We start from the raw sequence: 22,450 nt of genomic DNA, 5'->3' as shown, positions 1-22,450 counted from the left end.
CGCCGTGAAGATGCGGTGTACCCGCGGCTAGACGGAAAGACCCCGTGAACCTTTACTACAGCTTGGCACTGAACATTGAACCTACATGTGTAGGATAGGTGGGAGGCTTTGAAGGCGTGACGCCAGTTGCGCTGGAGCCGTCCTTGAAATACCACCCTTGTATGTTTGATGTTCTAACGCAGGGCCCTGAATCGGGCTCGCGGACAGTGCCTGGTGGGTAGTTTGACTGGGGCGGTCTCCTCCCAAAGAGTAACGGAGGAGCACGAAGGTTGGCTAATCCTGGTCGGACATCAGGAGGTTAGTGCAATGGCATAAGCCAGCTTAACTGCGAGACGGACAGGTCGAGCAGGTACGAAAGTAGGTCATAGTGATCCGGTGGTTCTGAATGGAAGGGCCATCGCTCAACGGATAAAAGGTACTCCGGGGATAACAGGCTGATACCGCCCAAGAGTTCATATCGACGGCGGTGTTTGGCACCTCGATGTCGGCTCATCACATCCTGGGGCTGAAGTCGGTCCCAAGGGTATGGCTGTTCGCCATTTAAAGTGGTACGCGAGCTGGGTTCAGAACGTCGTGAGACAGTTCGGTCCCTATCTGCCGTGGGCGTTGGATGATTGAAGGGAGTTGCTCCTAGTACGAGAGGACCGGAGTGAACGAACCTCTGGTGTTCGGGTTGTCACGCCAGTGGCACTGCCCGGTAGCTAAGTTCGGAATCGATAACCGCTGAAAGCATCTAAGCGGGAAGCGAGCCCTGAGATGAGTCATCCCTGACCCCTTGAGGGTCCTAAAGGGCCGTTGGAGACCACAACGTTGATAGGTGGGGTGTGTAAGCGTAGCGATACGTTGAGCTAACCCATACTAATTACCCGTGAGGCTTAACCATACAACACCCAAGAAGTGTTTCTGGCCTTGTAGCAAGTGCGAGACTACTTACCTAATTCAGTGATAGTGACAAGCCAAGTGCAACATCACTACTCACGTCAGCTTTCCGAGATTGAAGATTTTTGCCTGGCGGCAATAGCGCAGTGGAACCACCTGACCCCATGCCGAACTCAGAAGTGAAACGCTGTAGCGCCGATGGTAGTGTGGCATTCGCCATGCGAGAGTAGGACACTGCCAGGCACCCAATTAAATGGTGATGTGAAGAATCACATAACCGGCTGCGAGGATGACACCTCACAAACAAGCAGCAAAAGATTTAGCGAAAGCTAACCGAATGCGGAGCGGTAGTTCAGTCGGTTAGAATACCGGCCTGTCACGCCGGGGGTCGCGGGTTCGAGTCCCGTCCGCTCCGCCACTAAATTGAAAGGCCTTCCCTATCGGGAAGGCCTTTTTGCTTTCTGGCGTCTGGATAAGAACTCAGGGAACAAGAGGCAACCGACGGGTCTGCCGCCTGTTACTGACAACCCGCCTCTTCCCCCCTGTGGTGCTTGCGTGTCTGGCATTGTCCCTTTACCCAGGGCTTACCCTTCGCTCTGGTTTGCCTTCGTTCCTCCATCTTTTCCCAACCCGGCCAATCGACCGGGCTTTTTCGTGTCTGGAGATGAGCATCGCAAGCACGCGAATACGCTCTGGCCGAGAGTGCCAGAGGACCATCGGAAGCTCATATGCGGATAAGAGATAAGCAAAGCGCTTTTTCTTTCTTCATGGAATATGCATAAGCGGGCATGCTGTACTCAACCCAACGATATGGAGTATCACCATGAAACTGCGAATGACCGCTCTCACCGTTCTCTCCCTGCTGGCTCTCGGTCAGGTCCAAGCCGCCGAGGTGCGGCTGCTGAATGTCTCCTATGACCCGACGCGGGAGCTGTTCCAGGAGTACAACAGTGCCTTTGCCAAGGAGTGGAAGGCCAAAACCGGCGACGATGTAGTGGTGAGCCAGTCACACGGTGGCTCAGGCAAACAGGCTCGTGCCGTGGTGGACGGACTGGAGGCTGACGTGGTCTCCCTGGCGCTGGCCTATGACGTCGATGCGGTGGCCAAGGCAGGTCTCACCGCCAGCGACTGGGAAGGGCGTTTGGCCAACAATGCCTCTCCCTATACCTCCACCATCGTCTTCCTGGTGCGCAAGGGGAATCCCAAGCAGATCAAGGATTGGGGCGACCTGGTGCGCAAGGATGTCGCCATCATCACCCCCAACCCCAAGACCTCCGGCGGTGCGCGCTGGAATTATCTGGCTGCCTGGGGCTATGCCCTGAAGAAAAGCGGCACTGAAGAGGGCGCGAAACAGTTTGTCAGCGATCTGTTCAAGAATGTGAAGGTGCTGGACTCCGGGGCACGTGGCGCCACCACCAGCTTCATCGAACGCGGGCTCGGGGATGTGTTGCTGGCCTGGGAAAATGAAGCGTTGCTGGTGCTCAATCAGCGGGGCACCAGCGACAAGTTTGAACTGGTGGTGCCCTCGGTCTCCATTCTGGCCGAGCCGCCGGTAGCCGTGGTGGACAAGGTAGCCAAGAAGCATGGTACTGAGGCCGTCTCCAAGGCTTACCTCGAGTATCTCTACTCCGACGAAGGGCAGCGCATCATCGCCAAATACCACTATCGTCCGAGCAATCCGGCGATCCTGAAGGAGACTGCGGCCCAGTTCCCCAACCTGACGCTCTTCACTGTCAAGGATCTGGAAGGAGATTGGGACAAGGCACAGAAGAAGCACTTCGCCCAGGGCGGATCGTTTGACCAGATTTACCAACCGGGCCGCTAAGAGACGAAGGCCCCTGTGACAACAGATAGGAGTACCACGATGAACAAGGTCCTTCTGGTTCCCGGTCTGCACAACAGTGGGCCGGATCATTGGCAGAGCCGCTGGCACCAGCAATTTCCCCAGTGGCAGAGAATGATGGGTCTGCCTTGGGACAAGCCGGATCTCACGGTCTGGAGCGCCAAGCTGGCGAGCAAGCTCAGGAGCCGGCGCAGCCGGGTCCACCTGGTCGCCCACTCCTTCGGCGCTCTGACGGCCATCGCTGCCGCCAGACTGCAACCAGACAAGGTCTCCTCCATCTTCATCGTTGCCCCTGCCGATCCTGCCCGTTTCGGTATCCCGGATGAGGTGTTGGCGGGGTCCATCAAGGTCTCTGCCCAGTTGATCGCCAGCCGCAATGACCCCTGGATGAGTTTCGAGCGGGCAGAGTTCTGGAGCCGGCAGTGGCAGGTGCCGTTGTTCGATGCGGGGGCGGTGGGCCATATCAATGCCCAGTCCGGCCATGGGGAGTGGCACCATGGGCTCGCTTTGCTCGGCACCCTATACCGCCGTGCCGAAATGGTGGTGGAGCCTGCTCCTGCCGAGTGGGGCAAGCAGGCTGCACTCAGTTTTCGATGAGGGCCCCTCGGATTGTCTCGGCACGATTTCCAGACAGGCTGGCAACTTGGCCAGCGTGACTGACTTTGCATGTTCCCGGTTTTACCGCTCCGTCTTTTAGGTCTTTTATTTATATAAAAGACCTTTTTTTATGCTTATCGCTCTAAAAGCCTTGTTCCACCATTGTTAGATAAAAAAGTGCTTAGCAAAGGCATTATTGGTGTTTGTTGTCCCTGGCCGCCGTGAGCAAAATCGTCACATCCAAAGTATTTATAACAAACGGATGTGTTATGCGATTAAGTTCTTATTCCGTCCTGCCAGGCCTGGGGCCAACGCTGGGCTTCAGTCTGCTCTATCTGGGCATACTGGTGCTGCTGCCGCTCTCGGCACTGGTGCTGTTTGCGGTGAACAACCTGAGCGCCGCCGAGTTCTGGCAGGTGATCGGCTCCCCCCGGGTGCTCGCCTCCTTTCGCCTGAGCTTTGGTGCCGCCTTCATTGCCGCCCTGCTCAACAGTCTGTTCGGTCTGATACTGGCCTGGGTACTGGTGCGCTATACCTTCCCCGGCCGCAGACTGGTGGATGCGCTGATCGACCTGCCCTTTGCCATGCCGACTGCCGTCTCCGGCATCGCCCTGTGCGCCATCTTTGCCCCCAACGGCTGGATTGGCCAATGGGTCGCTCCGCTGGGCATCGAGCTTGCCTACAACCCCATAGGAGTGGTCATTGCCCTGACCTTTATCGGGCTGCCCTTTGTGGTGCGTACCCTGCAGCCGGTGTTGCGGGAAGCGGAGAGCGAGCAAGAGGAGGCGGCTGCGAGCCTGGGTGCCAACCGCTGGCAGACCTTCATCCGGGTACTGTGGCCGACCCTGGTACCTGCGCTGCTCACCGGCTTTGCCCTGGCATTTGCTCGCGGCGTGGGGGAGTACGGCTCTGTCATCTTCATTGCCGGCAACCTCCCCATGGTGTCCGAGATTGCCCCCCTGATGATCATGAGTCACCTGGAGGAGTATGACTACGCCGGTGCATCGGCCATTGCGTCCGTCATGCTGTTCATTTCCTTTGTGCTGCTGTTGCTCATCAACAAGTTGCAAGCCTGGAGCTGGGCTCGCATCGGAGGAAGCCGTATATGAACGCCTCTACTGCACATCTCGATCAGGCCCAGGAGTCCGCTTCGGCCACCCCGGCGCGTCATCCCCCGGTGACCCATGAACCGGTCTGGGTCAAATGGCTGCTGGTCACCGTCGGTCTGGGCTGGTTTGCCGCCTTGCTGCTGTTGCCGCTAGCCACCGTCTTCATCCAGGCGCTGAGCCCGGGTCTGGCCTTCTTCTGGCACGCCATCAGCGAGCCGGATGCCCTGAGCGCCCTGGGGCTGACCGCCCTGGTGACGCTCTGCTCGGTGCCCCTGAACCTGCTGTTCGGGCTGGCCGCCGCCTGGGCCATCGCCCGGTTCCGCTTCCCTGGCCGGCAACTGCTTATCACCCTCATCGATCTGCCGTTCTCGGTTTCGCCGGTCATCGCGGGCTTGATGTTCGTGCTGCTGTTCGGCAGTCGCGGCTGGTTCGGCGAGTGGCTCAGCGAGCACGACATCAAGATCATTTTCGCTACCCCGGGGATCATCCTGGCGACCACCTTCATCACTGTGCCCTTCGTGGTGCGCGAGCTGTTGCCCCAGATGGAGGCGCGGGGCCCGGAGGAAGAGGAGGCCGCCATCATGCTGGGGGCGAGCGGGTTGCAGATGTTCTGGCGGGTGACCCTGCCCGGCATTCGCTGGAGCCTGATGTATGGCCTGCTGCTCTGTACCGCCCGGGCGGTGGGGGAGTTTGGCGCTGTCTCCGTGGTTTCCGGCCACATTCGCGGCCAGACCAACACGCTGCCGCTGCACATCGAGATCCTTTACAACGAGTACCAGACCGGTGCCGCCTTCGCGGTGGCCAGCCTGCTGGCGCTGTTCGGGATCTTCACCCTGCTGGGTGAGACCCTGCTGGCCAGGCTGCGCGGCCAACCGACCCAGTCCCATTGATCCCGAATTAACGGTTATAGGAGAGGCATTCATGAGCATTCAGGTTCAAGGGCTCAACAAGCATTTCAATCAGTACGCGGCGCTGGCCGACATCAACCTCGATTTTCACGACGGTGAGCTGGTCGCCCTGCTCGGCCCCTCTGGCTGCGGCAAGACCACCTTGCTGCGGATCATCGCCGGGCTGGAGCAGGCGGACAGTGGCAGCGTCATCATCCGCGGCGAGGATGCCTCGGATCTCCATGTGCGCGAGCGCAACGTTGGCTTCGTGTTCCAGCACTACGCCCTGTTTCGCCACATGACGGTATTCGAGAACGTGGCCTTTGGCCTGAGGGTCAAGCCGCGCAGCGAACGCCCGGACGAGGCGGCCATCCGCACCCGGGTCAAGGAGCTGCTGGATCTGGTGCAGCTCAGCCACGTCGCGGCACGCTACCCGACCCAGCTCTCCGGTGGTCAGCGCCAGCGGGTCGCCCTGGCCCGGGCCCTGGCGGTGCAGCCCAAGGTGCTGCTGCTGGACGAGCCTTTCGGCGCCCTCGATGCCCAGGTGCGCAAGGAGCTGCGCCGCTGGCTGCGTGAGCTTCACGACGAGCTGCATGTCACCAGTCTGTTCGTGACCCATGATCAGGAAGAGGCCCTGGAGGTGGCGGATCGGGTGGTGCTGATGAACGCCGGCAAGGTAGAGCAGATTGGCACCCCTGCCGAAGTGTATGATCAGCCCGCCAGTGCCTTCGTGCACAGCTTCCTTGGCAGCGTGAACCTGTTTCGTGGCAGGGTGGCCGGGCAGGGGCTCGGCATCGGTGAACAGCAACTGGGTGGCCTCATCCCCTCCCATCTGGCAGAAGGGAGTGCGGCCATTGCCTATGTGCGCCCCCACGAGCTGGAGATCCTGCCCTCGGATGCCCCCGGTGGCATTCGCGCCACCATTACCCGCCTGCTGCCCATGGGGCCGCGCATCCGGGTGGAACTGCGTGGCGATGGGGAGACGGGAGGCGCCCACTACGAGGCCGAACTGAGCAAGGAGGCCGCCCGGGCCTTTGCCCCCGGCCAGGGGGTGCGTCTGGTGGCCAGGCAGGCACAGCTCTATCCCGACTACCAGATCTGAGGTCAAGCCGCGAGGTGTGGCCCTCTTTCAGGCTTGCTGCCGGGCTATGATCCCGGCAATCCATAACAAGAGGACGGTGGCACGAGCCACCGCCACTCAGCGCAGGAGGCGATGAGGTGAACTTTCAGCAATTGCGAATCATTCGGGAGGCGGCACGGCGGGATTACAACCTGACCGACGTGGCCAATGCCCTCTTTACGTCCCAGTCCGGGGTCAGCCGCCACATTCGCGAGTTGGAGGAGGAGCTGGGGCTTGCCCTCTTCATTCGCTATGGCAAGCGTCTGCTCGGCATGACCGAGCCGGGCAAGGAGTTGCTGGTGATCGCCGAGCGTATCCTGGGGGATGCCGACAACATCCGCAAACTGGCGAGCACCTTTGCCAATCGCGACTCGGGCCGGCTGCTCATCGCGACCACTCATACCCAGGCCCGTTATGCCCTGCCGAGGGTAGTGAAGGCGTTTCGGGAGCAATTTCCTCTGGTACAGCTGGAGCTGCGTCAGGGGAGCCCGGAGGAGATAGTGCGGCTGGTGCAGACCGGCGAGGTGGACATCGGCATCAGCAGCGAGCAGCTCGACAAGAGCGAAGGGGTGGTGGCCTTTCCCTACTACCGCTGGCACCACAATATCGTCGTGCCGGAGCAGCACCCTCTCACCGCCGAGCGGGAGCTGACCCTGGCCGCTCTGGCCCACTGGCCCATCGTCACCTATCAGGCCGGCCTCACCGGTCGGGCACGGGTGGATGATGCCTTTGCCGAGGCGGGCATAGTGCCGCAGATCCTGCTGACCGCCCAGGACTCCGACGTCATCAAGACCTATGTCGAGCTGGAGATGGGGGTGGGCATACTGGCGGACATGGCGTTCGATTCCCAGCGGGACAAGGGACTGGTGCAACTGGACGGCAGTCGGTTGTTTGCGCCGCACACCGCCTGGATCGGCCTCAAGCAGGGGCAGTTCCAGCACAACTTTGCCTGGCAGTTCATCCAGCTCTGCAACCCCGAGCTGGCGCTGGCGGAGATCCAGGCCCGCGCCATGAGCAACGAGCCCCTGCTCGATTACCAGATTTGAACCGAGGGGTGGATGAAAAACGGGGAGCCATGGGCTCCCCGTTTTGTTGATGGTGTCATGTCGTGCCTGCGGCTCAGTTCACCTGGATCCAGGCATCCTGCCAATTGGTACCTACGCCCGGTTCATACTGGGTTGCCGTGCTCGCCCACTGGCTGCACCAGCCGCTGTAGGGGAAGGGTTTGTACTGATAGACCTTGCCGTTCTTCGGCTGCAGCACCCGGGTTCCGGCGGTGTAGGACTTGAGGCCGTCCGGGAAGGTGAACTGGTAATCGCCCCCGCTTGCCGGATCCTTGAACATGAGGTCCAGGGTCTGCTGCACCGCGTCACCACCGGCCTTGGGTTTGCCCTCGATCACCAGCTGATGGTGGCCTGCACTCAAGCCGGTCAGCGCCATGGAGAAACTCTGGCTGCCGTCCTTGATGTCGGCACTGCTCTGTCCCCTGGCGACACCGCCGTGGTCATAGAGGGTGTTGGTGATGGCGAGATCCCCCTGGGCCGTGACGGTGAAAGTCAGGGTGAGCTTGCCGTTGTCGAGAGGGTAGTCGCTCGCCAAACCGCTCACGCTGATCCCGTTCTCAACCGGGGGCTGCTGTTGCTCAAGCTGGATCTCGACCCGTTGCAGGTTGCTGCCAGCCTTGAGGTAGACCGGGTTCTGGCCATAGACGGGGTTGAACTGGCCGTCCGTACCTTGCTGGCCTGCACGGATCTGGCTCTGCTCGGCGTTGATCTTGCTCGCCAGGGCGTGGGCCCAGTTGTTCTTCTGGCCCTGTCCGGCGCTGGCGATGGTCAGCTCGGTCTGGAGATCGGTGCGCTCGCCATTGGCATCGAACACCCGGGTTCTGGCTTTGTCACCCGCCACCAGGTCGATGGAGGGATAGATGGTCCCTCCCTGGCTCCAGGTCAGCGGGGGCTGGGTGCCATCCTTGAACCGGGCGTCGATCAGGTTGTAGAAGCTGTTGGCGGTATCCCCAATCTCCCACACCCCGAGAATGACCTGATAACCGGTACGCGGGGGCAGGGTGCACTGATGGGTCACCTGTTTGGGGGGCTGCACCATGTTGCCGTCGATGACGCAGAAGGGATTGAGATCGAACGCATCCCGGGTGAGGGGCTGGTTCGGGTTCCAGTCCTGCTTGGTGAGGTAGTAGCGCCAGTTGCGGGTCACGTGGTTGGCAGTGAAGGTCCAGCTGATGGCGAAGGGACCGGCCTGCACTTCACGCTTGGTCCAGCGATCGAGGGTCTGGGTGTTGAGCTCGCCGAATTGGGGGTGACCGGCCGAGGCTATCTGGCCGTCGGCGGGGCCGCCATCAGGGAAGCCGGAGGGGGCTTCCAGGCTCTGGGGTTCCCACTGGATGGCGCCACACTGGCTGTTGCCCCCTGTCTTGCACAGGTAGTTGCGCCCTTCGGGCTGGCTGATGTAGCCGTGAGCGAGCACGCCGCCACTGGCCAGCAGCGCCAGTGCCGCCGCGAGATGGGTGAGTCGGATATTTGCTGCCATACATTCCTCTGTTCGGTGATGTGGGCAGTCACGTTGGCAGGGGAGTTCCCCGAAACACGGTGCTGCAACCCCGCTATCCTGGACAGCTTGTCTTTAGACCGGAGGCTTTGCGTCCTGGCCTTTCAACCAGTTTGCCAAATGACTACAGAAAGGATCATGGTGCCGCCTGTGGCGACCACTCATCATGACTATATTTTGTTAAAAAATTAAGTGTAAAAATTGACAGTGCCATCTCATCGGAGCAGCGCATCAGCGGCAGATCGCTCCCTCGGGATCTGCGCGCTGGTTCAGTGCGAGAGGGTGGCCCGGGAGAGGCTCCCGTGGCCATGACAGGAAAGGAGCCCCTGCAAGCCTGGCAGGGGCTCACGGGGCCACTCAGTGGCGGGGTTGCATGCCTGCTCGGGAAGAGGGCGCCTGGGTCGGTCGCATCATCCTGTCCTGGGCTTGGGCGTTGTCCAGCTTGAACACCGCCAGTCGCTCGTCGAGGCTTCGGGAGAGACCGGCCAGCAGTTCGCTCTCCTGGGCCAACTGGGAGGCCGCCTGGGACATCTCGAGCGCCGAGTCGTTGATGCCGCTGACGTTGCGGTTCATGTCTTCCGCCACCATGCTCTGCTGCTCCGCCGCCGTGGCGATCTGGGTCGCCATGTCGCTCACGTGCTGGATGTGATTGACGATGAGGGAGAGATCCTGCCCCGCCTTCTCGGACTGGTTGACGCTGCTCTCCGCCAGCTTGCGGCTGGCGTCCATGGCGTTGGCGGCGGTGACAGCCCGTTGCTGCAACTGGGTGATGGTACTCTGGATCTCCTCGGTGGAGTGGCGGGTGCGACTGGCCAGCTGGCGCACCTCGTCGGCCACCACGGCGAAGCCACGGCCCTGCTCGCCGGCCCGGGCCGCCTCGATGGCGGCGTTGAGGGCCAGCAGGTTGGTCTGCTCCGAGATGGCGCTGATGACCGCCGTCACCTCGCTTATCTGCATCACTCCCTCCTTGAGCTGGTTGACCTGCGAGGTGGCCTGATCCACCTCGGTGGCCAGCGCCTGGATGCCGTGCACGCTGGCATGGACATCCTGGTTGCCGAGCCCGGCCTCGCTGGTGGCATCCTGGGTGTCACGGGCCGTGTTTTCGGCGTGACCCGCCACGTCGGCGATGGTGGCGCTCATCTCGTTCATGGCGGTGGCGAGCTGGGCGAGCTGATCCCGCTGACTGTTGACCGCCTGGTTGGTCTGTTCGGCGGAGGCGGCGATGCGCAGGGCGGCATCCGCCACGTTGCGGGCCCCCTGGCTCGCCTCCAGCAGGGCGCGGCGGATGGCATCCAGCCCCTGGTTGGTGGAGCTGGCGACGGCGCCGAGCTCATCCCTGCCCAGCACCGGGATGCTGACCACCAGATCGCCGGCCGCGACCCGGGCCATGGCCTTGTTGATCTCGGCCAGGGGATTGACGATGGAGCGGCTGATGGCGAGTCCCAGCAGCCCCATCAATAGGATCACCAGCAAGGTGGCGCCACCCATCCACTCATATTGCGACCACATGGTGGCCTCAATGTCCTGCAACAACACACCGGAGCCCAGGATCCAGCCCCAGGGCTGGTAGCCCGTCACCAGCGACATCTTCTGGGCCGCCTCGCCGGACGGGGAGACCCACTGATACTCCAGCCTGCCCTGGTGGCCGCCCTTGCCGAGATCCACCATGTGCTGCCAGTGGGACTCGGCAGGGTTGTTGCCCATCTGCTGGCCGACCAGCTCGGGTTTGGCGGGATGCACCACCACCCGACGATCTTCATCCAGCACGAACAGGTAGTTGTCCCCGTCAAAGCGCATGCTGTCGAGCATGGCCTTGGCCTGTGCCTTGGCCTGCTCCGGGGGGAGGGTGGCGGCCAGGGCCTGGATCCGGCTCATGGCCAGATCCAGCACCGCCTGCAGCCTGGCTTCTCGTTCACTCATCAGATTGCGGTGCAGGGCACTGGCCGAGATGAGCAGCAGTGCGATGAAGCCGACCAGGGCCAGTGAGAGCAGCAGCATCAGCTTGCGACTCACGGCAATATCACCGAGCTTGAACATAGTCTTATCCTTACTTTCCCATGCGGGTCTGATTGTGGCCGAACTGCCGGCCGGACCTGATTGTTATTATTTTTAACATATCATTAGCTTTCAATGGGTTGCGGTGGAAAACAGCCAATTGAGCAGTTTGACAACCAGTATAGCCAGCAGACAGAAACCCTCGCTTTTGATAGCGTGATGGCGCGCATCCCGGCGCACAATTTGTCTACTCAATTTGCAAGAAGTGTGAATGGGTTGGCATTTCACCAAAAAGGAGTGGGCGCCCCGTGGTCGCCCCATAACAAGAGGGAAGTTATGAGTTCCATTGCCAGGAAGTATCTCAACCAGCTCAATGCCGATTACCTGCAGGTGCACAGACGCAAGGAGGACCTGTTCTGGTCCACCTACATGGGCACCAGCGACGATCAGGCAGGCTTCACCGCGGCCGAACAGGCCTACAAGGCGTTCTGTGCCGATCCTGCCCGCCTGCCGGTGTTGCGGGAGATGCATGCCCAGGCCGAAGAGGCGGATCTCAGGCGTGGTCTGGGGGGCTGGATCGCCTTCTTCGAGTGCAACGTCATCGAAGATCCCGGTGCCTCCGCCCTGATGGACGAGCTGGTGGCCGCCGAGGCGGATCTCTTCGCCCGTCGCAAGGGGTTGAAGCTCACCTTGCTGGACGAGCAGGGCCGCCAAGTGCCTGGCAGTCTGCCCGCCGCCAGCACGGCGCTGGCCGCCAGCAGCGACGAGGCGGTGCGCCAGAGCGCGCTCGCCATGTTCCAGACCCTGGAGCAGTGGGTGGTCGACAACGGCTATCTTGACATCGTCGCGCTGCGCAACCGCTTCGCCCGTGCCATGGGCTATCGCGACTACTTCGACTACAAGGTGCACAAGAACGAGCAGATGAGCCCGGAGCAGCTGTTTGCCATTCTTGACGACTTCATCGCCCGCACCGATGCCCGCTTGCACCAGAGTCTGGCGGAGCTGAAAGCGGCCAAGGGGGAAGCAGCCCTGCTGCCCCACAACCTGCGCTACAGCGTGAGTGGTGACGTGACCCGCCAGCTCGACCCTTACGTGCCCTTCTCCCGGGCGCTGAAGGATTGGGTCGAGAGCTTCCGCCGGCTCGGCATCCAGTACCGCAGTGCCACCCTCACCCTGGATCTGCTGACCCGGGAGGGAAAATACGAGAACGGCTTCTGTCACGGCCCGGTGCCGAGCTTCTGGCAGGATGGGGAGTGGGTGCCGGCGGTGGTCAATTTCACCAGCCTGGCCAATCCGGCCCAGGTGGGCAGCGGTTGGAGCGGGCTCAACACCCTGTTCCACGAGGGAGGCCACGCGGCGCACTTTGCCAACGTCACCGGCAACGCCCCCTGCTTCTCCCAGGAGTTTCCGCCCACCTCCATGGCCTATGCCGAGACCCAGTCCATGTTCTGCGACAGCCTGCTGGACGACGCGGACTGGCTCAAGCGCTACGCCAGAAACGCGGCGGGAGAACCCATCCCCGATGCGCTTATCCAGGCCATGATTGAAGCGCGCCAGCCATTTCGCGCCTTCAACGAGCGCCAGATCGCGCTGGTGGCCTACTTCGAGCGGGATCTCTACGCCATGGCAGATAGCGAGCGCACCCCGGCAGCCGTGCTGGCCCTGGCCCGCAAGTGGGAGCGCCAGATCCTGGGGGTGGATAGCCCGCGCCCGCTGCTGGCCATCCCACACCTTCTGAACCAGGAGTCGGCCTGCGCCTATCACGGCTATCTGCTGGCACTAATGGCGGTGGAGCAGACCCGCGCCTATTTCCTGAGGCGCGACGGCTACCTCACCGACAACCCGCGCATCGGACCGGATCTGGCCGCCCACTACTGGGGACCGGGCAACGGCATGACCCATGACGAGACGCTGCAGAGCCTCACCGGCGAGGGTTTCAGTGCGGTGCCGCTGGCCGAGGCGTGCAACCGGAGTGCCGCCGAGGCGTGGCAACAGGCAAAGACGTGCATGGCGGCGGCGCGGCAGCGCCCACCGGCAGGGGAGGGGACGCCCCTCGACGCCCATATCCGGGTGGTGCACGGGGCCGAGCTTATCGCCGACAACAGCGAGTCCGAGGCGCGCATGCTGGCAGACTTCGAGGCCTGGATCCGGTGCCTCGAGACCGCCGAACCAGTGACCCAGGCCTGAGCCCGGTGTTGCACCGTCAAAAGAGCCCCATCAGGGGCTCTTTTTTGTGGGTTGAGATGGCCTGATCCCATGGTGCCAGCCGGGGATTGGCTGGTGGACAGGCTCAAATGTCACTGGCGGCGGCGCTGCCCGCTGGTTTTTCTCCCTGCGCCATCTTCTAGGCCTTGACGATCAGCGCTGAGGCGCCCGGTTGCGGGCAATAGGCGACGCCCTACCCTTGGCAGGGTGTCTGCATGGCGGGTTGACGGCCATTTCCCCCTGCTGGCCACAGATATGTTTCTCCCGATATATTGAGTATTCACGGCGATCCCATATCATGGCGCTCGCTCGCCACCAGAGGGTGGCGGCATTCAGATGATTTGCTAACAAGAGAGCCCAGAAGGCTCGCAGAGGGATGGATAGTGAGAGCCGTATTGCTGTGTTTGCTGGGGCTGTGGCCCGCGTTGAGTTTTGCCACTCTGTCCGCCGATATGGTGGTGGTGAAGAAGTCGAGTTACAGCCTGACCCTGATGAAGGATGGCAAGGAAGTGAAGCGCTACTGGATTGCCCTGGGCCCGGCTCCCAAGGGACACAAGCAGCGTGAGGGGGATCAGCGTACCCCGGAAGGTCGCTATACCCTGGACTACAAGAAGAGCAACTCCGGCTTCTACAAGGCCATTCACATCAACTACCCGAATCTGGACGACATCAAGCGCGCCAACGAGCTGGGTGTGAACCCAGGCGGCATGATCATGATCCACGGCCAGCGCAACAGCCTGGGGGATCGCAGGGTGCAGCCGTCCAACTGGACCAATGGCTGCATCGCGGTGCTGAACCACGAGATGGACGAGATCTGGAACGCCATCGAGCCAGGCACTCCCATCATCATCGAGCCCTGATCCCGCCTGCCAACGCCCGCTCTCATGCGGGCGTTGCATTTGTTGCAGACCATGGCGTGACACTGTCTCCTGCGCCGTGCTAGTTTTCCCGGTTCGCATTGGCTGTGACAAGGATGATCCCATGATGTCGGAAACCCGCCTCCCTGCGCCCGAGCGCACGGGGGCACTCTGGTGGCGCGCCACCCTGGATATGCTCCCGCTCTCCATTTCCGTCATCCCCTGGGGGATACTGTGCGGCGCCCTGGCGCTTCAGGCGGGTATGAGCCCGCTCCAGGCACAGCTGATGTCGCTGCTGGTCTATGCGGGGGCGGCCCAGCTCTCGGCCACCACCTTGTTCGGGGCGGGGACGCCGCTGCTGCCCATCATGGGCTCCACCATGGTGATCACCTCCCAGCATCTGCTCTATGGCTTCACCTTCCGGCGCGACGTGCTGCCGCTCTCCCTGCGCTGGCGGGCCAGTCTCGCCTTCTTCCTGACCGACGAGATGTTTGCGGTGGCGCTGAAAGACAGGGAGCGCAGCGGCGCCTTCAATCCCGCCTATGCGCTCATCGCGGGCTTTGTCTTCTATCTGTTCTGGAACCTGGCGACCCTGCTCGGCATCGCCGCCGGCCAGTACATTGACGGGCTGGACAAGATGGGGCTGGATTTTGCCATCGCCGCCACCTTTATCGCCATGACGCTCCCCGCCATGAAGAACCTGCCCATGGTGGCGGCCACCCTGGTGAGCGGCGGGACGGCGCTCGTCACCAAGCCGCTGCTGGCGGAGATCCACATCATCGTCTCGGCCCTGGCCGGCATGGTGGTGGGCTATGTGCTGCACCGGATGAGGAGGTGATCATGGGCTGGCTGATGATAGGGCTGCTGGCTCTGATCACTTTCTTCAACCGTTTTGCCTTCTTCTCGCGGTTGACCCGCTATCAGCCGGGGGCCGAAATGGGGGCTTTCCTCAGCTTCTCGGCCCAGTCGGTGCTGACCGCCATCTGGCTGCCCATCGTCTTCAGCTATGAGCCCGGCCGCGGGCTGGACTGGGATCCGGACTACCTGGCCGCCACCCTGCTGGTGACGGTGTTGACCCTGCTGCGCCTGCCTACCCTGGTGGTGGTGGTCGTCGGCATGGGGGGCTTCTTCCTGCTGCGCTGGCTGGGGGGCGTGGCCCTGTTCTGGCCCTGGTGAACGATGTGCCGTGATCCTGCATGGCGGATGTCTTGATGGGATATCCGCCCTGTTGGGAATGTCACTTCAAAAAAGGCCTCTCAAGTGTGAGGATTTTGGTTCCACCCGCCACGGAGTGAACCATGTCCTTCACCGAAACCTGCCGGCGCATCGTGCGCGACCCCCTGCTGTCACCGGCCCAGAAGAGCCACGCCCTGGCGCTCGCCGCCGAAAACGCGTTGCCTTACCCCGAGTTGCCTGCCGCCGTGCAGGATGCCATGGCACAAGGGGTGCTGTGCGACATGTTCGAGGGACACGCTCCCCACAAACCGCGCTATGTGCTGCCGGATTACGAGCGGTTTCTGCGCCAGGGCTCGGCCTGGCTGGAGCTGGCGCCACCCCTGGACTTCGACGAGGCCCTCGATGCCCTGCGCATCCTCTACCATCACGTGCCCTCCGTCACCGGCATGCCGGTCTGGCTGGGGCGCCTCGATCACCTGCTGCTGCCCTTCGTCGGTGAGCTGGATGATGAAACGCTCCATCGCAAGCTGAAGGCCTTCTGGATCTACCTGGATCGAGTGCTGCCGGATGCCTTCATGCACGTCAACATCGGCCCCGATGACAACCGGATCTGCCGGCTGATCCTGCACATCGACAGGGAACTCCAGCAGGTGGCGCCGAATCTCAGCCTGTTCCACGACCCGGTGCAGACCCCGGACAGCCTGTTGCTGCAAGGAGTCGAGAACATCTCGGCCTGCAGCAAGCCCCACATTGTCAACTATCCGCTTCACAGGGACACCTTCGACGAACGCGGCTTTGGCATCGTCAGTTGCTACAACGCTCTGCCCCTGGGGGGCGGTGCCAATACCCTGGTGCGCCTCTCCCTCAAGGGCGTGGCCGGGCAGAGCGCAGGGGTTGAGGATTTCATGGCGCGCACACTGCCTCACTACTGCGAGCAGGCCTCGCGGCTCATCGAGGCGCGCGCCGCTTTCCTGCACCGGGAGTCGGGTTTCTTCGACAGCTTCCTGGTGGAGGAGGGGCTGATAGAGGAGGCGCGTTTCGTCCCCATGTTCGGCATCTTTGGCATGGCGGAGGCGGTGAACCTGCTGATGGAGAAGGGAGGCTTGCCGTGGCGCTATGGCCATGACGATGAGGCCAACCAGCTTGGCTATCGCATCTCGGCTCGCCTCTCCGAATGGGTGGCCAGGAGGGGCCAGACCCATGCCTGGGGCGGCCGCGCCCTGCTCCACTCCCAGGGGGGACTCAGCGTGGACAGGGGCGTGACTCCGGGGGTTCGGATCCCCTATGGCGAGGAGCCGGATCCCGCCAGTCACCTGCTGGCTCTGGCGCCCCACCACGACTTTTATCACTCCGGGATCAGCGAGATCCTGACCCTGGATCCCACCATACGCCAGAACCCTCAGGCGCTGCTGCAGCTCTGCAAGGGGGCCTTCGCCCTCGGCATGCGCGAATTCAGTGCCAACGTGGCGGACAGCGATCTGGTGCGGGTGACCGGCTATATGATCCGCAAGCGCGACGTGGCACGCTTCGCAGAGGAGGGGTCGCGGCTGCAGACCACCAGCCTCGGCGCCGAGGCGAGCGAGCTGACCGGGATCCGCCAGCGGGCACCGCGGGTGGTGGCTATCGAGACCCTCTTGAATGAGCACTGAGAACGGCATGCAGAAGGGGGCCGAGCTCAGGGCGATGGTGAGCCGCTGGTTGCCCTTCTCCTGCGTGGACGGCCCCGGCAACCGGCTGGTGCTGTTTTTGCAGGGCTGCAACTTCCGCTGCCCCGGCTGCCACAACCCCCACACCATGGGGTTGTGCGATCACTGCGGTGACTGCGTGCCCGGTTGCCCGGGCAGAGCCCTGGCGATGCAGGAGGGGCGGGTGAGCTGGCAAGCCGAGCTTTGTACCCACTGCGACCGTTGCCTCGATGTCTGCCCTCGCCACGCCAGCCCCAAGACGCGCCAGATGTCGGTGGCCGAGGTGCTGGCCCTGCTGCGCCGCTATGGCCCGCTGCTCACCGGCGTCACCGTCTCCGGCGGGGAGGCGACCACCCAGTTGCCGTTCGTGATCGCCCTGTTCACGGCCATCAAGGCTGCGCCGGATCTGGCCCGTCTCACCTGCCTGCTCGACAGCAACGGATCCCTGGGAGAAACGGGTTGGCAGCGGCTGTTGCCGGTGCTGGACGGCGCCATGATAGACCTCAAGGGGTGGCGCGAGCCTGTGCATCTGGCCCTGACCGGGTGGGGCCGCGAGCGGGTGCTGGCATCGCTGCAACTGCTGGCGCAGGCGGGCAAGCTGGCGGAGGTGCGGCTGTTGCTGGTGCCGGGGCGGAGCGATTTTCTCGATGCCACCGGCGCGCTGGAGGAGGCGTTGACGACCTTTTTGCTGTCGCTGGGGCCCGTGCCCATCCGCCTCAACGGCTTTCGCCACCACGGGGTGTGAGGGGAGGCGCTGTCATGGCCAGAAGCCGGGTCGGCTGACCTGACAGTGCTGGCCAACGCATTGAAGGCCAAGGGGTTTGGGTCGGTGATGCTGCCTGCGATCTGAGCTCTGCAGCACGTCGGGATGCTGAGACCCGATATGACGCAACTGTGAACTCTGTCTATAGGGGCTGTCCGAGGGGACGGCTAGAATGGGCAAACCGTCCATCACCAACAGATACCCATGAGTGAATCCAACGCCCTTTATCGAGTGCAGTTCATTTGTCACAGCGAGCGTTACGAAGTCTATGTAAGAGAGGTGAATCAGGGCCAGCTGTTCGGCTTCATCGAGATCGCCCACTTCGTGTGGGACAACCACACGGCGCTCATCGTCGACCCCAGCCACGAGAAGCTGAAGAGCGAATTTGCCGACGTCACCCGCACCCTTATTCCCATGCACCACGTGCTGCGGGTCGATCAGGTGCGCAAGCAGGGGGCCGCCCGCATCACCGAACTGGGCAACAACGTCACCTCTTTCCCAGGCCCCATCTATACCAAGAAGCCCTGAGTCCTGCCGCCAGGCATCATTGTGGGGCGTCCAGCTCCCGGGCCAGTTGCAGGATGCGCTGACGGAACCAGCGCAGGGCGGGATCTTCCCCCAGGGGGCCATACCACACCAGGCTGTGGGTCACGGCGCCGTAATCGAAGGGGACAGGGCGGCTCACCAACCCCTGGGTACAAGCCCGGGTAGCCCAGCCCTTCACGGCCGTGAGAATGAGATCGCTCTGGCGCAGCAGGGCGGCGGCGCTGCCAAAATCCGGCAGGGTGGCCCCCAGTCTGCGCCGTACCTGGCGCTGGGCCAGACTCTGCTCGAAGAAGGGATCGGCCAGCTCCTGATCGCGAATGGCGATGTGGCGCCAGCTCAGGTAGGCATCGAGATCCCAGGAGCGCATCAACGCCGGATGATCCGCGCGCATCAGGCAGACCAGCTCGTCCTCCCGCAAGGTTTCCCAGACGAGGCCGGACTGATTGACCCCGGGCTGGCTCTGATCGTGGGGCAGGATCACGAAGTCGAGCTTGCCCGCCGCCAGAGCAGCCAGTCCCTGCTCGTCCTTGTTACGCACGACGGGCATCAGCCCCGGCACCTCCTGCATCAACTGACCCAGTACGGCCCCCATGGGCCAGATCATGCTGCTCTCCCGCATCGCCAGGTTCAGCTCCCCCTGCCAGTTGGCAGGGGCAAATCCTTCCTGGCTGGTGAGGCCGTTGAGCTCCCCCAGCAGGCGGCGCAGCGTCGGGCCGAGGCGCTCGGCAAACGGCGTCAGCAGCAACTGGTTGCCCTGGCGGTAGAGCAGTTGATCCCCCAGCAGTTCGCGCAACTGGTTGAGGGTCTTGCTGACAGTGGAGGGGGTGGTGCAGAGGCGCTCGGCGCTGCGGGTGGCACTGCGGGTGTCGAGCAGCAGATGCAGGGTCACCAGGTGGCGACCGCCGAGGCGGGAGAGGGCAATGAGATCCATCACGGCTCCACGGGCAAGGGGACAAATGAAAAGCCCCGCCTGAGCGGGGCTTGCGGGCTTAGCCCTTGAGCACGGCGGCCATGGCGTCGGCCACGTAGTCGACGTTGCGGCTGTTGAGGCCCGCCACGCACATGCGACCGGAGCGCACCAGGTAGACGGCGAACTCTTCGCGCAGTCTGTCCACCTGCTCCGGCGTGAAGCCGGTGTAGCTGAACATGCCGCGCTGGTTGATGAAGTAACTGAAGTCGCGGCCCGGCACCTTGGCACTCAGCACCTCGAACAGCTTCTGGCGCATGGCCTTGATGCGGGTGCGCATCTCGGTCACCTCACCGACCCACATGGCGTGCAGTTCGGGCTGGCTCATTACCGCCGCAGTGATCTGACCGCCGTGGGTGGGGGGGCTGGAGTAGTTGCGGCGCACGGTGGCCTTCATCTGGCCCAACACCCGGCCCGCCTCTTCGGCATCCTGGCAGATGACCGACAGGCCGCCGCAGCGCTCGCCGTAGAAGGAGAGGTTCTTGGAGAAGGAGTTGCTGACGAAGAAGCTGACACCGGCGGCCACCATGGCGCGGATGGCATAGGCATCCTCTTCCAGCCCGTCACCGAAGCCCTGATAGGCGATGTCCATGAAGGGGATCAGGTTCTTCTCGACCACCAAGGCGATCACCTGGTCCCACTGGGCACGGGAGAGATCCACCCCGGTCGGGTTGTGGCAGCAGGGGTGCAGCAGCACGATGCTTTTCGCAGGCAGGCTGCTCAGGCAGTCGATCATGGCGTCGAACTGCACGCTGCCGGTGGCCGCATCGTAATAGGGGTAGTCGTGCACCTTGATGCCGGCCCCCTCGAACATCGCCTTGTGGTTGTCCCAGGTGGGATTGCTGACCCACACCTCGGAGGTCGGGAAGTAGCGCTTGAGCAGATCGGCACCGATCTTCAGGGCGCCGGAGCCGCCGATGGTCTGGATGGTGGCGATGCGACCCGCCTTGACCGCTTCGTGCTCGGCGCCAAACAGCAGGTGCTGCACCGCAGTGCGGTAGTTGGCGGCGCCTTCCATCGGCTGGTAGGGGCGCGGGGCCGGGGTGGCGGCGCGCTGCGCTTCGGCCTGCTGCACCGACGGCAGCAGCGGAATGCGGCCCTGCTCGTCGTAATAGAGGCCAATCCCCAGGTTCACCTTCTGCTCGCGGGTATCTTTATGGAAGGTCTCGACTAGCGTCAGTATGGGGTCGCCAGCATAGGCATCGACGTGTTCAAACATGGGGGGTCCTTGAAGTTGACTGTCCAATTCGGCCGGCCATCAGCCGGGCCGATATGATGGCGCAATCCAGAGGTGGCCTCAAGTTGTTCGAGATGGCGACAGGGCTGACAAAGTCTGTCGCAGTGGTAAGCGCGGGGCCCTTGCCAGGATCCTGCATCCCGTCTGCACGTTCCCCCCATTTTGTCAGAGAAGGCTGCCTTATCGGGATCGTTTGGATAATATATGGATACATACGGCCCCTCTCATTCCCCTTACACCCATCCGGGGGAGTCAGGTTCAGCGCCACCTGAGACAAATTAATAGTTGCATAATAGTCAGGCTATTCTTTTGATAACCATTGCAGTGTGCCCGGCCCCTTCGGGGGGCCCACGATAACAGGTGACTCATCGCGGATGACCTGACACGTTTCTGATGCCGATTCTCCCTGGCTGGACTGGCATGGCCTGGGTGGCTGGAATGTCTATTTTCTTGCCAAGTTCGCCCTGCTCTGGGGGGGATATCTCAACTTCCACCCCCTGATCAACCTGGTGTTTGCCGCCTTCCTGATCTTTCCCCTGCAAAGGGCCGGGTGGCGCCGTGCGCGGCACTGGCTGGCGTTGCCGGTGGGGGCGGGGATCTTCTATCACGATACCTGGTTGCCGGGGATAGAGAGCATTCGTGCCCAGGGCAGCCAGGTCTTCTCCTTCACCCTGGATTACTGGGCGGAGTTGCTCGGGCGTTTCATCAATTGGGAGATGGTCGGCGCGGGGTTCGTGCTGCTGACACTCTATCTGTTCATCGCCCAGTGGCTGCGCTTCACCCCCTGGATCCTGCTGGCGCTGCTCTGGCTCTGGGTCTCGCCCCAGGTGAGCAATCCCTTCGCGAGCAGCAAGGGGGCGAGCGAGCATGCCCTGAACACGTTCCGGGAGGAGACCCGCTCTTCAGTGCTGCCCATGGAGGAGCAGCTTGACCAGAGTGCCCCGCCGACCAACGAGAACCTCAACGCCTATCTCGATGACTTCTATCGGGAGGAGCAGGAGAGACTGGCGCACTTCACGGAGAGCCTGCCAGCCCAGGCGACCCCCTTCGATGTGCTCATCATCAATGTCTGCTCCCTGGCCTGGCGTGACGTGGAGGCGAGCGGCCTGAGCGGGCATCCGGTCTGGTCCCACTTCGACATTCGCTTCAACCGCTTCAACTCCGCCACCTCCTACAGCGGCCCGAGCTCCATTCGCCTGCTGCGGGCCAGTTGCGGGCAGACCAGCCACCAGGGGCTCTATGTGACGGCGCCGAAGCAATGCCTGCTGTTCGAGAACCTGGCCCAGCTCGGCTTTGCCAAACAGGTGGCCATGGATCACTCGGGGGATTTTGGCAACTACCTGACCGGCCTGCAGCAGTATGCCGGGCTGGATGTGACTCCCATGGACAAGAAGGGGTTGGCCCATGACCTCGCCTCCTTCGATGGCGAGCCCATCTATCGCGGGGATGCCCTGTTCGGCCGTTGGCTGAACGAGCGGACACAGAGTCAGGCGGCACGCAACGTCACCTTCTTCAACCTCATCGCCCTGCACGATGGCAACCGCTATGTGGCGAGCCGCCAGATAGCGCCCTACAAGGCGAGGCTCAAGACCCTGCTGGATCAGCTGGACGACTTCATGACGACGCTGGAGCAATCCGGCCGCAAGGTGGCCGTGGTGATGGTGCCTGAGCACGGCGCAGCTCTCACCGGCGACAAGATGCAGATGGCCGGGCTGCGGGACATTCCCAGTCCGAGCATCACCCAGGTGCCGGTGGGGGTTGCCCTGCTCGGTACCAAGGCGCCCCACGAGGCGACCCGCAACGTGGACACCCCCAGCAGCTTCCTGGCGGTATCAGAACTGGTCTCCAGGCTGGTGGGGAAGGATGTGTTCGGGAGCGAGACCATCGATTGGGATGCCCTGCTGGGCGACCTGCCGCAGACCCCGTCGGTGTCCGAGAACCAGGGCTCGGTGGTGATCGAATATCAGGGCAAGTACCACATCAAGCTGGGGCAGGGGGACTGGGTCCCCTATCCCCAATGAG

Annotated in this window: 17 protein-coding genes, 1 tRNA gene, 2 rRNA genes, 1 pseudogene and 1 riboswitch (1 of these 22 running past the window's edge); of the genes and pseudogenes, 17 read left to right on the top strand and 4 right to left on the bottom strand. The window is 62.7% G+C overall.

The annotated features are described in order from the left end of the window. The 9 genes from C2U37_RS04010 to cbl form a co-directional block, all read left to right on the top strand. Positions 1 to 883: ribosomal RNA gene (locus tag C2U37_RS04010) — 23S ribosomal RNA — on the top strand; it begins 2,006 nt to the left of the window's first position. 124 nt (positions 884 to 1,007) lie between these two features. Further along, positions 1,008 to 1,122: ribosomal RNA gene (rrf, locus tag C2U37_RS04005) — 5S ribosomal RNA — on the top strand. Positions 1,123 to 1,220: 98 nt separating this feature from the next. After that, positions 1,221 to 1,297, top strand: a tRNA-Asp gene (locus C2U37_RS04000). A gap of 405 nt (positions 1,298 to 1,702) precedes the next feature. Next, positions 1,703 to 2,704: a sulfate ABC transporter substrate-binding protein gene (locus tag C2U37_RS03995; RefSeq protein ID WP_104451870.1), complete on the top strand. Its 1,002-nt coding sequence runs from the start codon at positions 1,703 to 1,705 to the stop codon at positions 2,702 to 2,704. Positions 2,705 to 2,743: 39 nt separating this feature from the next. Then, positions 2,744 to 3,319: an RBBP9/YdeN family alpha/beta hydrolase gene (locus C2U37_RS03990; protein WP_104451869.1), complete on the top strand. Its 576-nt coding sequence runs from the start codon at positions 2,744 to 2,746 to the stop codon at positions 3,317 to 3,319. A 269-nt stretch (positions 3,320 to 3,588) separates the two neighbouring features. Then, positions 3,589 to 4,428, top strand: a complete 840-nt coding sequence (gene cysT / locus C2U37_RS03985) for a sulfate ABC transporter permease subunit CysT (RefSeq protein WP_104451868.1) — start codon at positions 3,589 to 3,591, stop codon at positions 4,426 to 4,428. Continuing rightward, the gene (cysW, locus tag C2U37_RS03980; protein WP_041214502.1) at positions 4,425 to 5,318 is read left to right on the top strand and encodes a sulfate ABC transporter permease subunit CysW; all 894 of its coding nucleotides are present in this window, start codon (positions 4,425 to 4,427) and stop codon (positions 5,316 to 5,318) included. The genes cysT and cysW overlap by 4 nt, the downstream gene beginning before the upstream one ends. A gap of 31 nt (positions 5,319 to 5,349) precedes the next feature. Continuing rightward, positions 5,350 to 6,417 carry a sulfate/molybdate ABC transporter ATP-binding protein gene (locus C2U37_RS03975; RefSeq protein WP_104451867.1) on the top strand — a complete coding sequence of 356 codons (1,068 nt, stop codon included), beginning with the start codon at positions 5,350 to 5,352 and terminating at the stop codon, positions 6,415 to 6,417. A 116-nt stretch (positions 6,418 to 6,533) separates the two neighbouring features. Further along, positions 6,534 to 7,481 carry an HTH-type transcriptional regulator Cbl gene (gene cbl / locus C2U37_RS03970; protein WP_010672828.1) on the top strand — a complete coding sequence of 316 codons (948 nt, stop codon included), beginning with the start codon at positions 6,534 to 6,536 and terminating at the stop codon, positions 7,479 to 7,481. Positions 7,482 to 7,554: 73 nt separating this feature from the next. Here the strand turns inward: cbl and gbpA are convergent, their stop codons facing one another. Together gbpA and C2U37_RS03960 are read right to left on the bottom strand one after the other, a co-directional pair. Beyond that, positions 7,555 to 8,979 (bottom strand): N-acetylglucosamine-binding protein GbpA, encoded by a 1,425-nt coding sequence (gene gbpA / locus C2U37_RS03965; protein ID WP_104451866.1) that lies wholly within the window; start codon positions 8,977 to 8,979, stop codon positions 7,555 to 7,557. Between the two features lie 60 nt (positions 8,980 to 9,039). Beyond that, positions 9,040 to 9,125: riboswitch (cyclic di-GMP riboswitch) on the bottom strand. Between the two features lie 229 nt (positions 9,126 to 9,354). Further along, positions 9,355 to 11,034 (bottom strand): methyl-accepting chemotaxis protein, encoded by a 1,680-nt coding sequence (locus tag C2U37_RS03960; protein ID WP_045523328.1) that lies wholly within the window; start codon positions 11,032 to 11,034, stop codon positions 9,355 to 9,357. 294 nt (positions 11,035 to 11,328) lie between these two features. Here C2U37_RS03960 and C2U37_RS03955 point away from each other — a divergent pair, with 294 nt between their 5' ends. From C2U37_RS03955 to C2U37_RS03925, 7 genes and pseudogenes are all read left to right on the top strand, one after another. Next, positions 11,329 to 13,179 (top strand): M3 family metallopeptidase, encoded by a 1,851-nt coding sequence (locus C2U37_RS03955; protein ID WP_104451865.1) that lies wholly within the window; start codon positions 11,329 to 11,331, stop codon positions 13,177 to 13,179. A gap of 401 nt (positions 13,180 to 13,580) precedes the next feature. Next, positions 13,581 to 14,057: a L,D-transpeptidase family protein gene (locus C2U37_RS03950; protein WP_029313677.1), complete on the top strand. Its 477-nt coding sequence runs from the start codon at positions 13,581 to 13,583 to the stop codon at positions 14,055 to 14,057. Between the two features lie 121 nt (positions 14,058 to 14,178). Continuing rightward, positions 14,179 to 14,892: an AzlC family ABC transporter permease gene (locus C2U37_RS03945; protein ID WP_103244220.1), complete on the top strand. Its 714-nt coding sequence runs from the start codon at positions 14,179 to 14,181 to the stop codon at positions 14,890 to 14,892. 2 nt (positions 14,893 to 14,894) lie between these two features. After that, complete coding sequence (locus tag C2U37_RS03940; protein ID WP_049635961.1) at positions 14,895 to 15,230, top strand: AzlD domain-containing protein; 336 nt, start codon at positions 14,895 to 14,897, stop codon at positions 15,228 to 15,230. A gap of 122 nt (positions 15,231 to 15,352) precedes the next feature. Next, entirely contained in the window at positions 15,353 to 16,879 is a 1,527-nt protein-coding gene (locus C2U37_RS03935; protein WP_104451864.1) for a YjjI family glycine radical enzyme, read from the top strand. A gap of 37 nt (positions 16,880 to 16,916) precedes the next feature. Next, a pseudogene (locus C2U37_RS03930) lies at positions 16,917 to 17,765 on the top strand (YjjW family glycine radical enzyme activase). A gap of 117 nt (positions 17,766 to 17,882) precedes the next feature. Continuing rightward, positions 17,883 to 18,206 (top strand): DUF1820 family protein, encoded by a 324-nt coding sequence (locus C2U37_RS03925; RefSeq protein ID WP_010672837.1) that lies wholly within the window; start codon positions 17,883 to 17,885, stop codon positions 18,204 to 18,206. Between the two features lie 16 nt (positions 18,207 to 18,222). Here the strand turns inward: C2U37_RS03925 and C2U37_RS03920 are convergent, their stop codons facing one another. After that, positions 18,223 to 19,155 (bottom strand): LysR family transcriptional regulator, encoded by a 933-nt coding sequence (locus C2U37_RS03920; protein WP_104451863.1) that lies wholly within the window; start codon positions 19,153 to 19,155, stop codon positions 18,223 to 18,225. A 58-nt stretch (positions 19,156 to 19,213) separates the two neighbouring features. Beyond that, entirely contained in the window at positions 19,214 to 20,410 is a 1,197-nt protein-coding gene (locus tag C2U37_RS03915) for an amino acid aminotransferase (protein WP_104451862.1), read from the bottom strand. Positions 20,411 to 20,838: 428 nt separating this feature from the next. Between C2U37_RS03915 and bcsG the strand changes: the two genes are divergently transcribed. Beyond that, complete coding sequence (bcsG, locus tag C2U37_RS03910; RefSeq protein ID WP_104451861.1) at positions 20,839 to 22,449, top strand: cellulose biosynthesis protein BcsG; 1,611 nt, start codon at positions 20,839 to 20,841, stop codon at positions 22,447 to 22,449. The last annotated feature ends 1 nt before the right edge of the window (position 22,450 follow it).

Origin of the sequence: Aeromonas sp. ASNIH1 (assembly GCF_002934285.1) — a bacterium.
Taxonomy (GTDB): Bacteria; Pseudomonadota; Gammaproteobacteria; order Enterobacterales; family Aeromonadaceae; genus Aeromonas; species Aeromonas caviae.
The sequence above is the reverse complement of the archived record's forward strand: the minus strand, read 5'-3'. Positions and strand labels throughout refer to the sequence as shown.

Excerpts from the sequence above, each read along its gene's own strand:
- C2U37_RS03995 (WP_104451870.1), top strand. The coding sequence starts at position 1,703 with ATGAAACTGCGAATGACCGCTCTCACCGTTCTCTCCCTGCTGGCTCTC.
- C2U37_RS03990 (WP_104451869.1), top strand. The coding sequence starts at position 2,744 with ATGAACAAGGTCCTTCTGGTTCCCGGTCTGCACAACAGTGGGCCGGAT.
- cysT (WP_104451868.1), top strand. The coding sequence starts at position 3,589 with ATGCGATTAAGTTCTTATTCCGTCCTGCCAGGCCTGGGGCCAACGCTG.
- cysW (WP_041214502.1), top strand. The coding sequence starts at position 4,425 with ATGAACGCCTCTACTGCACATCTCGATCAGGCCCAGGAGTCCGCTTCG.
- C2U37_RS03975 (WP_104451867.1), top strand. The coding sequence starts at position 5,350 with ATGAGCATTCAGGTTCAAGGGCTCAACAAGCATTTCAATCAGTACGCG.
- gbpA (WP_104451866.1), bottom strand. The coding sequence starts at position 8,979 with ATGGCAGCAAATATCCGACTCACCCATCTCGCGGCGGCACTGGCGCTG.
- C2U37_RS03960 (WP_045523328.1), bottom strand. The coding sequence starts at position 11,034 with ATGTTCAAGCTCGGTGATATTGCCGTGAGTCGCAAGCTGATGCTGCTG.
- C2U37_RS03955 (WP_104451865.1), top strand. The coding sequence starts at position 11,329 with ATGAGTTCCATTGCCAGGAAGTATCTCAACCAGCTCAATGCCGATTAC.
- C2U37_RS03945 (WP_103244220.1), top strand. The coding sequence starts at position 14,179 with ATGATGTCGGAAACCCGCCTCCCTGCGCCCGAGCGCACGGGGGCACTC.
- C2U37_RS03940 (WP_049635961.1), top strand. The coding sequence starts at position 14,895 with ATGGGCTGGCTGATGATAGGGCTGCTGGCTCTGATCACTTTCTTCAAC.
- C2U37_RS03935 (WP_104451864.1), top strand. The coding sequence starts at position 15,353 with ATGTCCTTCACCGAAACCTGCCGGCGCATCGTGCGCGACCCCCTGCTG.
- C2U37_RS03925 (WP_010672837.1), top strand. The coding sequence starts at position 17,883 with ATGAGTGAATCCAACGCCCTTTATCGAGTGCAGTTCATTTGTCACAGC.
- C2U37_RS03920 (WP_104451863.1), bottom strand. The coding sequence starts at position 19,155 with ATGGATCTCATTGCCCTCTCCCGCCTCGGCGGTCGCCACCTGGTGACC.
- C2U37_RS03915 (WP_104451862.1), bottom strand. The coding sequence starts at position 20,410 with ATGTTTGAACACGTCGATGCCTATGCTGGCGACCCCATACTGACGCTA.